Origin of the sequence: Pradoshia eiseniae, assembly GCF_002946355.1 — a bacterium.
GTDB lineage: Bacteria > Bacillota > Bacilli > Bacillales > Pradoshiaceae > Pradoshia > Pradoshia eiseniae.
Map to the genome: position 1 here is coordinate 105521 of NZ_PKOZ01000008.1, position 13304 is coordinate 118824.

Here is a 13304-nt window from a genome sequence, read left to right on the forward strand (position 1 = left end):
AAAATAGGTGTTCGAACTATGCAGTATTCCTCTTAATGTGTTATACTATTTATATGATTTTTGGTTAATTGTATAACTCATATTAGGGGGAAATGGAATGAAGGCTAGAGTTGCAATCAATGGATTTGGTCGAATTGGAAGAATGGTCTTCCGAAAGGCCATTAAGGAAGATAATCTGGAAATTGTAGCGATTAATGCCAGCTATCCTGCGGAAACATTAGCGCATTTAATAAAGTATGATACCACTCATGGACGATTTGATGGGGAAGTCGTTCCACATGGGGATCATTTAGTTGTGGATGGAAAGAAGGTTTTGCTGTTAAATAATCGAAATCCAGAAGCCTTGCCATGGAAAAGCCTTGATATCGATATCGTGATTGAAGCGACTGGCAAATTCAATCATAGGGATAAAGCATCCCTTCATTTGACCGCCGGAGCAAAGAGAGTTGTCCTCACTGCACCTGGAACAAATGAGGATGTCACAATTGTCATGGGCGTTAATGAAGAACAATTGGATATTGCTAATCATTTCGTTATTTCAAACGCCTCGTGCACGACGAATTGCCTGGCTCCGCTAGCTAAGGTGCTTGATGAGCAGTTTGGCATTGAAAATGGCTTAATGACAACTATCCATGCCTATACGAATGATCAGAATAATATCGATAATCCGCATAAAGACCTGCGCAGAGCACGAGCTTGCGGTCAAAGTATTATCCCGACAACAACCGGCGCAGCAAAGGCATTGTCACTCGTCCTGCCGCAATTAAACGGCAAGCTGCACGGTACGGCGCTCCGCGTGCCGACACCGAATGTCTCACTTGTGGATTTGGTTGTTGACTTGAAGACACCGGTTACAGCCGATGATGTTAACCGCGCATTGACGAGTGCTGCAAACGGAAAGTTGTCCGGTATTATGGAGGTTTGTGATGAGCCGCTTGTTTCCATTGATTTCACAACCAATCCGCACTCCACCATCATTGACAGCCTCTCGACTATGGTCATAGGCGAACAGAAGGTAAAGGTGCTGGCCTGGTATGATAACGAATGGGGCTACTCCTGCAGAGTAGTGGACCTCGTTAATCATGTGGCGCGTTTGCTCGTGAAGGAAGAAGTGAAAGTAAGCTGAAAGGCCATATAGAGAGAGCCGTTCCCGAATGTAGAGGGGAGCGGCTTTATTATTTGGTGAATTTAATATGGGATAAATTGTATAAAATGGGAAGGTCATGTTGCAAATACTAGGTAAAAATTATATACTAAAAACCGTAAACTTCATATCCTGGCATTGGCTGCTTAAAGGGTTAGGACCTCTCAGGACTAACTTTCCCCCGTGGCAGTTGCGGCCAGAAACGAAGATATCAAATTCGTTTAAATGCTTGAAGGGGGAATTAAATGTGAAAACTATTGGTCGTCATGTCATTTCGGAATTATGGGGCTGTGATTTAACAAAGTTGAACGATATGAATAAAATCGAACGAATTTTTGTGGATGCTGCACTCAGGTCGGGAGCGGAAGTAAGAGAGGTTGCCTTTCATAAATTTGCTCCGCAGGGAGTCAGTGGAGTCGTCATCATTTCTGAATCGCATTTAACGATTCATAGTTTTCCGGAGCACGGTTATGCAAGCATTGATGTATATACTTGCGGCAACCTTGATCCGAACGTCGCAGCCAACTACATCGCTGATGCCTTGAATGCTCAAACGAAAGAAACCTTTGAGATTCCAAGGGGGATGGGCCCGGTGGCTGTAAGAAGGATTCAGGCTATGTAAATTTCTATATTCAAAGAGGATGCCGATAAAAATCGCATCCTTTTTTTGACGATGGACCAAGAGAATCGTCTTTTTAAACAAATACTTGTCCAAATGGGCTTGTTTCTATAAGATAGAACTATAAAGAAAGGGACGGTGCTAATTGAATGATATGTCCAACTTGCCAACATAACGGGACAAGAGTGCTCGATTCCCGGCCTGCTGATGAGGGGCGTTCCATACGCAGGAGAAGAGAATGTGAATCGTGCGGTTACCGTTTCACTACTTTTGAGAAGGTGGAAGAGATTCCGCTGATTGTGGTGAAGAAAGACGGAGCCCGTGAAGAATTCAGCCGTGAGAAAATCCTCCGCGGATTAATCAAGGCTTGTGAGAAACGCCATGTTGCCCTAAAAGAACTGGAGGAAATCACGACAGAGGTTGAGAAGGGATTGCGGAACCAAGGCATCTCTGAAGTGAAGAGTGATCATATAGGAGAGATGGTCATGGACCGTCTTGCAGAGGTGGATGAAGTGGCCTATGTAAGGTTTGCTTCTGTTTATCGCCAGTTTAAGGATATTAACGTATTTATTAAGGAATTAAAGGAATTAATAAAAAAAGAAGATTAAAACAGAGCTGAAGGCAGTTTTCTTTAGCTCTTTTTTGCCATTATCACTTCTTGTAGGCGAAAGGTTTGTAAACATGATGCAATATTCCTGGATGTTCGTAAACCCAAAAGACCGATATGTTGTCCTATATAAGGACAAATTATCAGAGATGGACCATAAGGTCATCCAATACTTATACCAGCCATTGATTGGCGGTCTTTCCATCTCGCTATATTTGACCTTCATCAACGAGGTGACCACCGGTTTGATGTATTCAAAGCAGACCACACACCGCTGGCTGATGGATGTGCTTGGGATGCCTCTTGATGAGATTTATCAATGCCGGAGGAGACTCGAGGGCATTGGTTTGTTGAAAACATATAAGAAGTCGACTGAGGAAGGGAATGTCTTCATCTATGAAATCATGGCTCCGCTTACGCCGGAGAAGTTTTTCCATGATGATCTATTGCCGATCTACCTTCAGCAAAAGCTGGACAGCCGGCATTATGAAAGGCTATTGGGTATGTTTTCTGATAAAAAGATTCCCGATGATTATGAGGATGTGACCCACTCATTTACTGATGTATTTGAAACGGAATTCAAGAACCCAAAAGAAGTGGTCGAGCCAAAGCGATTAGGACAAAATCAGTTCTTCTCTAAGGAAACACAAGGGTACAGTGCTAATTTCATCGAGCAATTTGATTTCGAGTTATTATTTGCTTCCTTAAAGAGCAGCTTCATTTCACGTAAAGCCTTTACTCCAGCGGTCATGGAGGCAGTGGCGACGTTGGCTTATCTGTATAAGATTGGGGTCATGGATATGAGCAAGCTCATATTACGCTGCCAGAATGAACATGAAGAGATTGATATAGCTGAACTTCGCAAATGCGCTCGTGAATTGTTCCTGATTAACCACGGTGAGGAGATGCCAGCAATCATCGAGCGTGTACAGCCGGAGTTTGAGCGGACAATCTTTGAACCGAAAACGCCAGAGGAGCATTTGCTCTATACATTTGAAACAACCTCGCCTCTTGAGTTTCTCGTTAGCTTGTCTGAGGGGGCGCTCCCATCTGAGAAGGACCTTGCCCTTGTCGAAAAGGTCATGGTCAATCAGAAGCTGCCGCCTGGTGTCGTCAATGTGCTTCTCCATTATGTGATGCTTCGTTCTGATATGAAGCTGCAGGCGAGCTATGTGGAGACAATCGCTTCCCATTGGGCTCGCAAAAAGATCACAACTGTACGGGAAGCCTATGAAACAGCTAAGAGCGAGCATAAGAAATACCAAAAATGGGCCGATGACAAACAGAATAAGAACACGAAATCATCGAATCGCCGTACGGCTTCATCCGGCAGGAAAGAAATGATTCCGGAGTGGATGGATGACAGCAAGAAGAAAGAACCGGTCGCTCAGACAGAGGATATCGCTGAGAGAGCACGGAGATTGAAAGAACAAATACAAGGCAACTCTCAATCAGGAGGTGAGTAAGCGGTGAGAAATATACAGGACTCTTTGAACAAGCTTGGGAATCGTGAGGGATTTCAGAAACGATGGGATGAAATGCGAAATCTCGTCTTGAGCAACCCGGAGGTACGAGCCTTTATCCGCGAGCATGAGGACGAACTGACCAACGACATGGTCGAAAAGAGTATGAACAAATTGTATGAGTATGCCACGCAAACAAAAACATGTGATGAATGTCCATCACTTGATAGCTGCCGGAATATAATTGGCGGTCATGTTCCACGCTTGTTCATCCAAGGAAAGAGAATTGACGTGTCCTATGAGCCATGCCGCAAGAAAATCCTACATGAGGAGAAAAGCCGCATGCGCAGGCTGATTCATGCGAGCCATGTGCCTAAGGAAATTGTTAATGCCACTTTCGCTAATTTATATATTGATGAACATGTAACTGAAGCAAGGATTGAAGCGATTGAGAAGGCAAAGAACTTCGTGGATAATTACAAAAAAGGCATTCGCAATAAAGGGCTTTATTTATACGGTGAATTTGGGGTTGGAAAAACGTATCTGCTTGGCGCCATTGCCAATGGGCTATCCGAGGACGGCATTTCCTCTCATATCGTGTACTGGCCGGAATTTCTCCGTGAGCTGAAAGGGTCGTTTGCTGAAAACACCTTTAACCAAAAAATAGACGCCCTTAAAGAGGTGCCAGTCTTAATGATTGATGATATTGGTGCAGAAACGATGAGTGCCTGGTCGCGAGATGATGTGCTGGGGCCAATCCTGCAATATAGGATGCATGAGAATCTGCCAACCTTCTTTACCTCCAACTTTAATTGGAAGGAACTTGAGCACCACTTCTCGTATACACAAAGAGGAGAAGAGGAACGAGTGAAGGGAAAACGAATCATGGAACGGTTCCGCAACTTGACAATGCCGGTAGAGATGGACGGCAAGAACCGAAGAGAATAGATTAATGAAGCTGCCCGCATGGGGCGGCTTCTTTTTTTCATTCCTATAATTTGAACCTGTCATTCTAAAGGAATGCGTTGTCCCATATACATGGATTATAAAGTTTCGTTAAGTCTGGAGGGATTTGGTTGCTCACGGTGCATTTTGATTCACGGGAAGAACAGGCCTGCTGGCATGTTCGCATGCAGAACAGTCATCCAATCATCCAACAGGCAGTCTGTCCAGCCGAGAACGATGGACAAAAGTTCATCTCCTTCCGCCTTGAACCGAATCGGGATCAGGCAGCCTGCCTTGCATTGATAGAATTCCTATATTCCTTCTTCTCTTCCTATCATTTGGAAAAGAAAATCAGGGAAATCATCCAGAATCGCTATTTATTTCAAGACGAGGATGAGGTAGAGCATATTGCGGAAATGGCCATGCTGATGTGGGAGGGAGAGGTTGTTTACCACGGTGCGAACGATCTTCCTGAGAAATTAAGAAATAGAGTTTCTGGTTTATTTAAGGAAATCGTCTCTGAACAAGTCCCATTCTCCTTTCAATCCTTATGGAGTTTTCGGATGCGTGCCATTCAGGATGAATTTGTATCACTAGTTGGGATTGCGATTGATGAATATAAGCTTGAACAGGATTATCAGGAGTTTATATTCCTTCTGCGCGGTCTGCTTGAGGTAAGGCGACCGTTATTGGAGGAGGTCCATCTCGTATATAAGGATGAGTTTTTCTTTTATAATCAGCATTTTCAATTGATCTCAAAGCGTAATCTCGCCAATGCCATTGATCGGAAGCTAATGGCGGAAAACCCGATGTTCGTTGATTCGAATACCATTGCACCGCTCGTTTCCATGGCACCGCGGAAAATCTTTATTTATGCCGAGGATGAGGAAATCAGAATTATTCGTACGCTGAAAAAAATTTTTGAGGAGCGAATCATCATTGCCCACCCAAATCATTTTGCTGATCGATTGAATGGGGGAGAGACAAGATAAATTTTATTCAACCTCCTTGCTTTTGTCCTCGTAAGCTTTTATAATTACCTACATACCAAACCTCATATAGAAGATAAGTTATGATAAGGACATGGGCATTATCGAATGTAGGCGTATTAGAGAGGGAAGCCATTGGGCTGGAAGCTTCCTCGCATACTGAAATGCTTACCACCTTTGAACTTCAGTCAGGAACGCTTTTGAAAGGCTAGTATTGGCTGACGGGAGACTCCGTTAACAGAAACTAAGTGTCGGCTATTTATGCCGGAATTTGGGTGGAACCGCGGGTATTATGAATAAATCCATAACAGCTCGTCCCTTAATATATTTTGAGGGGCGGGCTTTTTATTTTGCAAAAAAAAGGAGTGGCAGACATGGCCGAGAAAATCAACATTACATTTCCAGACGGGGCGGTAAAGGAGTTCGACGCTGGTACAACAACTGAACAAATCGCTTCCTCCATCAGTTCAGGCTTAAAGAAAAAGGCGCTTGCCGGCAAAGTGAATGGTGCCCTTTATGACCTGCGCAGACCAATCATGGAAGATGCTTCTGTCGAAATCATTACACCAGATCAGCCGGAAGCATTGGAAATCCTTCGCCACAGTACGGCGCATTTAATGGCACAAGCCGTGAAAAGAATCTACAAAGACGTGAAATTCGGGGTAGGTCCTGTGATTGAAGGCGGATTCTATTACGATATGGATCTTGAGGAGTCCATCACACCGGAAGACCTTCCAGTGATTGAGAAAGAAATGAAAAAAATCATCAATGCAAACCTTGAAGTTGTGCGTAAGGAAGTCAGCCGCAATGAAGCGAAACGACTTTTCGAAGAAATTGGCGATGAGTACAAGCTTGAATTGATTGACGCTATTCCTGAAGATGAGACAGTGACAATCTATGAGCAAGGAGAATTCTTCGATTTATGCCGCGGCGTGCACGTACCGTCTACAGGCAAGATCAAGGAATTCAAATTGCTGAACATCGCTGGCGCTTACTGGCGCGGAGACAGCGACAATAAAATGCTCCAGCGTGTATACGGAACAGCCTTCTTCAATAAGGCAGACCTTGATGAGCATCTTCGCCTTCTTCAAGAAGCGAAAGAGCGTGACCACCGTAAGATTGGGAAAGAGCTTGACCTGTTCATGAACTCCCAATTGATTGGACAAGGCCTTCCATTATGGCTTCCAAAAGGTGCGACAATCCGTCGCGTCATCGAACGTTACATCGTCGATAAAGAGCAAAAGCTTGGCTACGACCATGTATACACACCAATCATGGGAAGCGTTGATTTATACAAAACATCCGGACACTGGGATCATTATCAAGAAAACATGTTCCCAATCATGGATATGGATAATGAGCAGCTAGTCCTTCGCCCGATGAACTGCCCGCATCACATGATGATTTACAAAAATGACATTCACAGCTATCGTGAGCTTCCAATCCGTATCGCTGAGCTTGGCATGATGCACCGCTATGAAATGTCCGGAGCCCTTGCAGGACTGCAGCGCGTACGCGGAATGACATTGAATGACGCCCATGTATTTGTCCGTCCTGACCAAATCAAGGATGAATTCAAGCGTGTCGTGAACTTGATTCTTGAGGTATACAAAGATTTCGGCATGGAGAACTACTCCTTCCGTCTTTCTTACCGTGACCCGCAAGACAAAGAAAAATATTTCGATGATGACGCAATGTGGGAAAGAGCGCAATCCATGCTGAAAGAGGCAATGGATGAGCTAGGCCTTGACTACTATGAAGCAGAAGGCGAAGCGGCATTCTACGGACCGAAATTAGACGTTCAAGTAAAAACAGCCCTTGGAAAAGACGAAACTCTTTCCACAGTACAGCTGGACTTCTTGCTTCCTGAACGCTTTGACTTAACATATGTCGGAGAAGACGGCAAACAGCACCGTCCGGTCGTTATCCACCGCGGTGTCGTATCCACTATGGAACGCTTCGTTGCCTTCTTGATCGAAGAATACAAAGGCGCATTCCCAACATGGCTCGCACCTGTACAGGTACAAGTCATCCCGGTATCTCCGGACGTGCACCTAGACTATGCGAAGAAAATTGAGGAAGGCCTCCAAGCTGCCGGACTCCGTGTAGAACTGGACCTTCGTGACGAGAAAATGGGCTACAAAATCCGTGAAGCCCAAATGCTCAAGATTCCGTACATGCTCGTCATCGGTGACCAAGAGCAAGAAAACGGTCAAGTCAATGTCCGTAAATACGGCGAACAAAAATCAGAGGTTATGCCATTTGAAGACTTCCTTGAAATCATCAAAGGCGAATTGAAATAAGATAACACAGCTGGAAAAGGTCCAAATGCGCGTATGGCATTTGGACCTTTTTTTGTTAGGGATTCACATCTTTCTGCATGATAGATGACTGTGGTGATACTGTTGGTTTTAAGATTGTATGTGGCGTTGGCGGCTCAGAGGTAGTTACCTATAAAACGAATGATTATTCTTGGTATGTACATGAAGATGTCCCATATTACATCAAACAGGACTTCAAATAGGTTTTCTCTCAGTTTTCTTCTTTTCATCTGCTAACTCCCTGGTTTATCTTTCCTGCCGAGTGATTCTGACCTGATAGAGCTAAATCTTCTGCAGTTGATCGATGATCAGCTTCATTACATCTTCCTGTGACATGTCATCCGTCAGTAACACCTCTCGAGTCCACCCAAGATAATCCTTTGGATTCCACCAAGATCGCAAAGATTCCTCGCCAAATTCCATCCTCTTCGGCCGAAGGTTATGGCGTTTGACTGTTTCCTCGAATGACAAATCAAAATAGTATATATGCACTTTTTCATGATAAAAATGAATTAAGTCATGAAGCATTTCACCATAATGCTGTTTACTCAGGATTCCTTCCAAAATAACAAATTCACACTTCCCCTTACCGTATTCTGCAATTTGCCGAATCAAATCAATCGAAAGATTTCCCTTTCTGTCATGGATATTCAACATATCCCGTCGGACGGTATCCTGAGAAATAAAGAGGGTTCCGCTTCCCAGATGTTTCTGTAGTGTTTTTGCGATAGTTGTTTTACCGCTCCCTGAATTTCCGCGTATGATAATTAATTTTGACTCCATCTTATCCCCTTCGTTTCTTTGTCTCTTATGACGACAGTTTATAGTTGTTTTATAAGTAAGGATTAAATGGCACTCCCTACCCCTGTTTGTTCATTTCTTTTTACTCAGCTAGTGATGTCACTATAATATTTCTACATTTGTATTCAAAATCCTTTCCATGCGGTTACTGCGTGAAAAAGCCAGGTAAAGCCCTCCCTTCACCCAAGCAAAGGGTATGAAGGGTGGGGGAAGGATGGTCGAAAGGTGGGGAAAGCCAGGCAATGCCCACCCTTCACCCATGCAACGGGTATGAAGTGTGGGGAAAGGGTGGGCAAAAGGTGGGAATCGTCAGAGAATGCCCACCCTTCACCCAGGCAACGGGTATGAAGTGTGGGAATAGAGTGGTCAAAAGGCGGAGAAAACCAAGCACCGCCTACCCCTTGCCCAAGCGACAGATATCATAGATGAACAAAAGATAAGAAAAGCATGCAACCCCCAGCCATACCAGTCCATATAAAGGAAACTCCTTGCCCCATAAATGCTTGCCAGGACAGCGTTCCAGCCAAAAAGAAACAAAATGATTACCCAAATTCCCCCTGTTTAAAACCACACACCCCAAATGTTTCTCAAAAAAATCTTGCCATCCTAATAATTGTCTGATAGAATAGTTTTTGTTGTCATAAGAACGATGAACGATTATTGACATGTTATTGGGCAATGTGTTATGATGTTTTAGTGAGCAATTTAATATAGCACTTAAGAAGAAGCACCCGCTTCTCACCTGTATGGCACTCATGATGAGCAGCTGACTGGTTACGATTAGCTAATCTGACAGTATGTCTTATTATGGGCGGGTGTGCGTGTACACCGGTCTTTTTTATTGCCTAAAAAAGCTATATAAACTATTTTGCCCTAAAATTTTTGGAGGTGGCTTATTATTAGCAAACAAGACATGATCTTAAACGAAGGCATTCGTGCCCGTGAAGTACGTCTAGTTGATCAAAATGGTGAGCAGCTTGGAATCAAATCTCGCAATGAAGCTTTGGAAATTGCTTCACGTGTGAATTTGGATCTTGTGCTGGTTGCACCGAATGCAAAGCCTCCTGTCGCCCGTATCATGGACTATGGTAAGTTCCGTTTCGAGCAACAGAAGAAGGAAAAAGAAGCTAGAAAGAATCAAAAGACAATCAGCTTAAAAGAAGTTCGTTTAAGCCCAACGATTGATGAGCATGACTTTAATACGAAGCTTCGCAATGCCATTAAGTTCCTTGAAAAAGGTGATAAGGTTAAAGCGAGCATTCGATTTAAAGGACGGGCTATTACCCATAAAGAAATCGGACAGCGCGTATTGGTTCGCTTTGCAGAGGAATGCAAAGAAGTGGCGTCTGTGGAAACAGCGCCGAAAATGGACGGACGCAGCATGTTCTTGATTTTAGCACCGAAAAACGAAAAGTAATGTTTCGAGGAGGAAAATTCCTATGCCAAAAATGAAAACTCACAGAGGCGCTGCAAAGCGATTCAAAAAAACTGGTTCTGGTAAGCTTAAGCGCAGCCACGCTTACACAAGCCACTTATTCGCTAACAAATCCACTAAAGCAAAACGTAAACTACGTAAAAGCGGAATGGTTAGCTCCGGAGATTTCAAACGCATTCGTCATCTTTTAGATAATATCAAGTAATTGAGAACGACTCAATTTTAGGAGGAATTTAGATATGCCACGTGTTAAAGGCGGTACAGTGACGCGCAGACGTCGTAAAAAGGTATTAAAGCTAGCTAAAGGTTATTTCGGTTCAAAACATACATTATACAAAGTTGCTAATCAGCAAGTAATGAAATCCTTGCAATATGCATTCCGCGATCGTCGCCAAAAGAAACGCGACTTCCGCAAACTTTGGATCACTCGTATCAACGCAGCAGCTCGCATCAACGGTCTTTCTTACAGCCGTTTAATGCACGGTTTGAAGCTTGCTGGTATCGAAGTGAACCGCAAAATGCTTGCTGACCTTGCTATCAGCGATGCAGCAGCTTTCGCTCAATTAGCAGAAACAGCTAAAAAAGAACTTAACAAGTAATTGTCTGATAAGGCGCTTCCGGATGGAGGCGCCTTTCGTTTGTTCAGGCATGAAGTGGGGCATTGACTTCTAGAAGAAGTCTGATTGGCTCTGCTGATTACATCATAAAGGGGGATGCATGGTGTTGACTATTTACATAGCTTTAATGAGTGTTGTGCTGCTTGTGATGATGAAGGTTGATAAGGAACGTGCGAGACGCAATCAATACCGTATCAGTGAAAGAACGCTGTGGGTGATGGCGCTTCTTGGAGGAGCGGTTGGCGGTGTGATAGGCATGCAGCTGTTCCGGCACAAGACGAAGCATCTTTCATTTAGATTTGGTTTTCCGCTGTTAGCTTTGCTTGATGTATCTGTGCTCGTATTTGTCCGTTTTTGAAGGTCATATTTGCAGGTGCTCGCATATATTAAAGAGAGAAGGTACAAGATTTTGCAGCAAGACAGACAACCAAATGAGGTGTGACCGTGGGAGAAAACTATACGATCTTACTCGCCTTCATTGAATCAGCAGGATATATGGCCCCTATCATGTTCGTGTTGTTTCATGTGCTTCGCCAGCTTTTATTTATACCGGTGGCTGTTGTATGCCTCGCCGGGGGGATGCTGTTTGGCCCGCTGCTTGGGTCGGTTTTGTCGCTGATGGGTTTATGGCTATCATCTGTTGTCTTTTATTTCATGATCAGCAAAATGCCGTCCCTGCAGAAAAAGCTTGAACGGTTAGATGAGAGGACACTGAAGTTTGGCGGCAGGATCAATGTGCTGCAAGCGAGTGTGCTGCGATTGATTCCGTTCATCCATTTTCAGCTGTTGAATTTTTACTTAATGGGCAATAGTCGCCGTTTCTCGGAATATGCTAAGGCGGCATTATGGACGAATGTTCCGCTTGCCTTCTTTTATACAATTTTTGGTCATTCGATTGCCAGCTTCTCTATCGAGATGGGGTTGATTATACTTGTTGCCTTGGCTGGACTGATCTATTTTATGCGTGAGAAAAAAGTCGTCATCAAATGGAGCCATTTCTTCACACATTCAGAGCGTTAAAGCCCTGCTGCCTATTATGGCGGCGGGGCTTTTGTGTTGGGCGATTTTCCCAGTCCGCGCTGGCAAAATAGAATTTGAATTGGATTGGCGGGTATGGGAAGATGAAGATAGACCTGATTTTTCTGTGAAGTCAGTTTATTGAAACGAGAAGGATGTGCTTATTGATGTATGAAATTAAACAATATAAAGATGGACAGTATGATGTATATGAATTGATTGATAGAAGAGCTAAAGCATGGATGAAGGCTGCTCCTGAGCGCGGCGGCATTATTATTGGCTATGGAGTTGAAGGTACGGAGTTGCTTTACTTGAATAATGAGACCTTCCAGGATGAAGAGGCAAATGTGAGAGGCGGTATCCCGATTTTATTCCCAATCTCAGGCCAGCTTGAGAATGGGGAGTATGAATGGGAAGGAATCAGCTATACGATGAAGAACCATGGTTTTGCACGGAATATGCCATGGGAGGTTATAGAGACTGGGGCAACGAATGATGGAGCATTCATGACCATTCGCTTAAAAAGCAATGAAGAAACGAAAAAGTCCTATCCATTTGATTTTGAGGTCATTTATACATATCGTCTGCAGGATGGGAAGCTTTCAATAGAACAGGAATATCGGAATGAATCGGATGTGGAAATGCCAATCTATCCGGGGTTCCATCCGTATTTCAAGACGGCGGAGAAGGATCTGGCCTACAGGACGGATGCGAAGAGCTTCCTTGATTATAATGATGGTAAAGTCAAGTCGCTTCAAGAGGGTCTCAATCTCAATGGGAAAAAGGAATCCCTGGTCCTCCTTGATGCAGAAGAGAAAAGTATTGAGTTCCCGTTGCCGGAACTCTCTAAGTCTGTGTTATTGGAGTATGGGGCTGAGTTTCGCTATGTGGTTTTATGGACAGAAGAAGGAAAAGAATTTGTTTGTGTGGAACCATGGTTTGCGAAAACTGGCCAGTTCAATTTGAAGGATGAATTGACGTTCATTCAACCGGGAGAAGGATTGAAGACCTTCCTCACGTTATCAGCAAAATAAAAGCTGCCCGCGAGCGCAAGCAGCTGAACATTCCACCGAAGTCTTAATGAATAACATTTTTTCTTCTGCTTATGAGCATGACTAACAAGAGTCCGAGGCCGATTGCGCCTGTTAATGTCATGAAGTCAACAATTGGTTTTTCGAAGGGAATTGCAAATGAAAGCATGATCATCAAGCCAAGGATAGACCATATAACCAATAAGAAAGTAGTTAACAAACGGTTTAGTCGAGAATCCGTATTCATGCAAACTCCACTCCTTTCTACTTTGCCTCTACCTTATATACGAGGTTAGCAGGCATAATGTTTCAGGG

At 43.8% G+C, this 13304-nt stretch carries 16 protein-coding genes and 1 other annotated feature; of the genes, 14 read left to right on the forward strand and 2 right to left on the reverse strand.

The window, feature by feature from the left end:
* Window positions 1-97 precede the first annotated feature (97 nt).
* The 8 genes from CYL18_RS13485 to thrS all read left to right on the forward strand — a co-directional run bounded on the left by CYL18_RS13485 (window position 98) and on the right by thrS (window position 8070).
* The gene (locus CYL18_RS13485) at window positions 98-1126 is read left to right on the forward strand and encodes a glyceraldehyde-3-phosphate dehydrogenase (protein ID WP_104850047.1); all 1029 of its coding nucleotides are present in this window, start codon (window positions 98-100) and stop codon (window positions 1124-1126) included.
* 265 nt (window positions 1127-1391) lie between these two features.
* Window positions 1392-1766, forward strand: coding sequence for an adenosylmethionine decarboxylase (gene speD, locus CYL18_RS13490; protein ID WP_104850048.1), 375 nt, complete (start codon window positions 1392-1394; stop codon window positions 1764-1766).
* Between the two features lie 146 nt (window positions 1767-1912).
* The gene (nrdR, locus tag CYL18_RS13495; protein ID WP_104850049.1) at window positions 1913-2371 is read left to right on the forward strand and encodes a transcriptional regulator NrdR; all 459 of its coding nucleotides are present in this window, start codon (window positions 1913-1915) and stop codon (window positions 2369-2371) included.
* Between the two features lie 73 nt (window positions 2372-2444).
* The gene (locus CYL18_RS13500; RefSeq protein ID WP_104850050.1) at window positions 2445-3836 is read left to right on the forward strand and encodes a replication initiation and membrane attachment family protein; all 1392 of its coding nucleotides are present in this window, start codon (window positions 2445-2447) and stop codon (window positions 3834-3836) included.
* A gap of 3 nt (window positions 3837-3839) precedes the next feature.
* Window positions 3840-4781 (forward strand): primosomal protein DnaI, encoded by a 942-nt coding sequence (gene dnaI, locus CYL18_RS13505; protein ID WP_104850051.1) that lies wholly within the window; start codon window positions 3840-3842, stop codon window positions 4779-4781.
* A 137-nt stretch (window positions 4782-4918) separates the two neighbouring features.
* On the forward strand, window positions 4919-5770 hold the full coding sequence (locus CYL18_RS13510) for a putative sporulation protein YtxC (protein ID WP_236636478.1): 852 nt from the start codon (window positions 4919-4921) through the stop codon (window positions 5768-5770).
* A gap of 80 nt (window positions 5771-5850) precedes the next feature.
* Window positions 5851-5979, forward strand: coding sequence for a hypothetical protein (locus tag CYL18_RS19610; RefSeq protein ID WP_269089192.1), 129 nt, complete (start codon window positions 5851-5853; stop codon window positions 5977-5979).
* Between the two features lie 162 nt (window positions 5980-6141).
* The gene (gene thrS, locus CYL18_RS13515) at window positions 6142-8070 is read left to right on the forward strand and encodes a threonine--tRNA ligase (protein ID WP_104850053.1); all 1929 of its coding nucleotides are present in this window, start codon (window positions 6142-6144) and stop codon (window positions 8068-8070) included.
* Between the two features lie 300 nt (window positions 8071-8370).
* On the opposite strand, the gene CYL18_RS13520 is transcribed toward thrS, so the two are convergent.
* The gene (locus CYL18_RS13520; protein WP_104850054.1) at window positions 8371-8871 is read right to left on the reverse strand and encodes a kinase; all 501 of its coding nucleotides are present in this window, start codon (window positions 8869-8871) and stop codon (window positions 8371-8373) included.
* A 731-nt stretch (window positions 8872-9602) separates the two neighbouring features.
* Window positions 9603-9736: a sequence feature (ribosomal protein L20 leader region), on the forward strand.
* A 66-nt stretch (window positions 9737-9802) separates the two neighbouring features.
* Between CYL18_RS13520 and infC the strand changes: the two genes are divergently transcribed.
* The 6 genes from infC to CYL18_RS13550 all read left to right on the forward strand — a co-directional run bounded on the left by infC (window position 9803) and on the right by CYL18_RS13550 (window position 12992).
* The gene (gene infC, locus CYL18_RS13525) at window positions 9803-10306 is read left to right on the forward strand and encodes a translation initiation factor IF-3 (protein ID WP_104850055.1); all 504 of its coding nucleotides are present in this window, start codon (window positions 9803-9805) and stop codon (window positions 10304-10306) included.
* A gap of 22 nt (window positions 10307-10328) precedes the next feature.
* Entirely contained in the window at window positions 10329-10529 is a 201-nt protein-coding gene (gene rpmI, locus CYL18_RS13530; protein WP_049669916.1) for a 50S ribosomal protein L35, read from the forward strand.
* 34 nt (window positions 10530-10563) lie between these two features.
* Complete coding sequence (gene rplT / locus CYL18_RS13535; protein ID WP_104850056.1) at window positions 10564-10923, forward strand: 50S ribosomal protein L20; 360 nt, start codon at window positions 10564-10566, stop codon at window positions 10921-10923.
* A gap of 118 nt (window positions 10924-11041) precedes the next feature.
* Window positions 11042-11299, forward strand: coding sequence for a DUF1294 domain-containing protein (locus tag CYL18_RS13540; protein WP_104850057.1), 258 nt, complete (start codon window positions 11042-11044; stop codon window positions 11297-11299).
* A gap of 86 nt (window positions 11300-11385) precedes the next feature.
* A complete protein-coding gene (locus CYL18_RS13545; protein WP_236636474.1) occupies window positions 11386-11961 on the forward strand; it encodes a TVP38/TMEM64 family protein in 576 nt (191 codons plus the stop codon).
* Window positions 11962-12125: 164 nt separating this feature from the next.
* A complete protein-coding gene (locus CYL18_RS13550; protein ID WP_236636475.1) occupies window positions 12126-12992 on the forward strand; it encodes an aldose epimerase family protein in 867 nt (288 codons plus the stop codon).
* A 43-nt stretch (window positions 12993-13035) separates the two neighbouring features.
* Here CYL18_RS13550 and CYL18_RS13555 read toward each other — a convergent pair whose 3' ends face one another.
* Window positions 13036-13236, reverse strand: a complete 201-nt coding sequence (locus tag CYL18_RS13555) for a hypothetical protein (RefSeq protein ID WP_104850059.1) — start codon at window positions 13234-13236, stop codon at window positions 13036-13038.
* Window positions 13237-13304: the final 68 nt, after the last annotated feature.

What these genes read in the sequence shown, in the direction of transcription:
- rplT (WP_104850056.1), top strand. Translation starts at nt 10,564, where the DNA reads ATGCCACGTGTTAAAGGCGGTACAGTGACGCGCAGACGTCGTAAAAAG.
- CYL18_RS19610 (WP_269089192.1), top strand. Translation starts at nt 5,851, where the DNA reads ATGATAAGGACATGGGCATTATCGAATGTAGGCGTATTAGAGAGGGAA.
- CYL18_RS13520 (WP_104850054.1), bottom strand. Translation starts at nt 8,871, where the DNA reads ATGGAGTCAAAATTAATTATCATACGCGGAAATTCAGGGAGCGGTAAA.
- CYL18_RS13485 (WP_104850047.1), top strand. Translation starts at nt 98, where the DNA reads ATGAAGGCTAGAGTTGCAATCAATGGATTTGGTCGAATTGGAAGAATG.
- CYL18_RS13550 (WP_236636475.1), top strand. Translation starts at nt 12,126, where the DNA reads ATGTATGAAATTAAACAATATAAAGATGGACAGTATGATGTATATGAA.
- nrdR (WP_104850049.1), top strand. Translation starts at nt 1,913, where the DNA reads ATGATATGTCCAACTTGCCAACATAACGGGACAAGAGTGCTCGATTCC.
- thrS (WP_104850053.1), top strand. Translation starts at nt 6,142, where the DNA reads ATGGCCGAGAAAATCAACATTACATTTCCAGACGGGGCGGTAAAGGAG.
- CYL18_RS13555 (WP_104850059.1), bottom strand. Translation starts at nt 13,236, where the DNA reads ATGAATACGGATTCTCGACTAAACCGTTTGTTAACTACTTTCTTATTG.
- infC (WP_104850055.1), top strand. Translation starts at nt 9,803, where the DNA reads ATGATCTTAAACGAAGGCATTCGTGCCCGTGAAGTACGTCTAGTTGAT.
- CYL18_RS13500 (WP_104850050.1), top strand. Translation starts at nt 2,445, where the DNA reads ATGATGCAATATTCCTGGATGTTCGTAAACCCAAAAGACCGATATGTT.
- rpmI (WP_049669916.1), top strand. Translation starts at nt 10,329, where the DNA reads ATGCCAAAAATGAAAACTCACAGAGGCGCTGCAAAGCGATTCAAAAAA.
- CYL18_RS13540 (WP_104850057.1), top strand. Translation starts at nt 11,042, where the DNA reads ATGGTGTTGACTATTTACATAGCTTTAATGAGTGTTGTGCTGCTTGTG.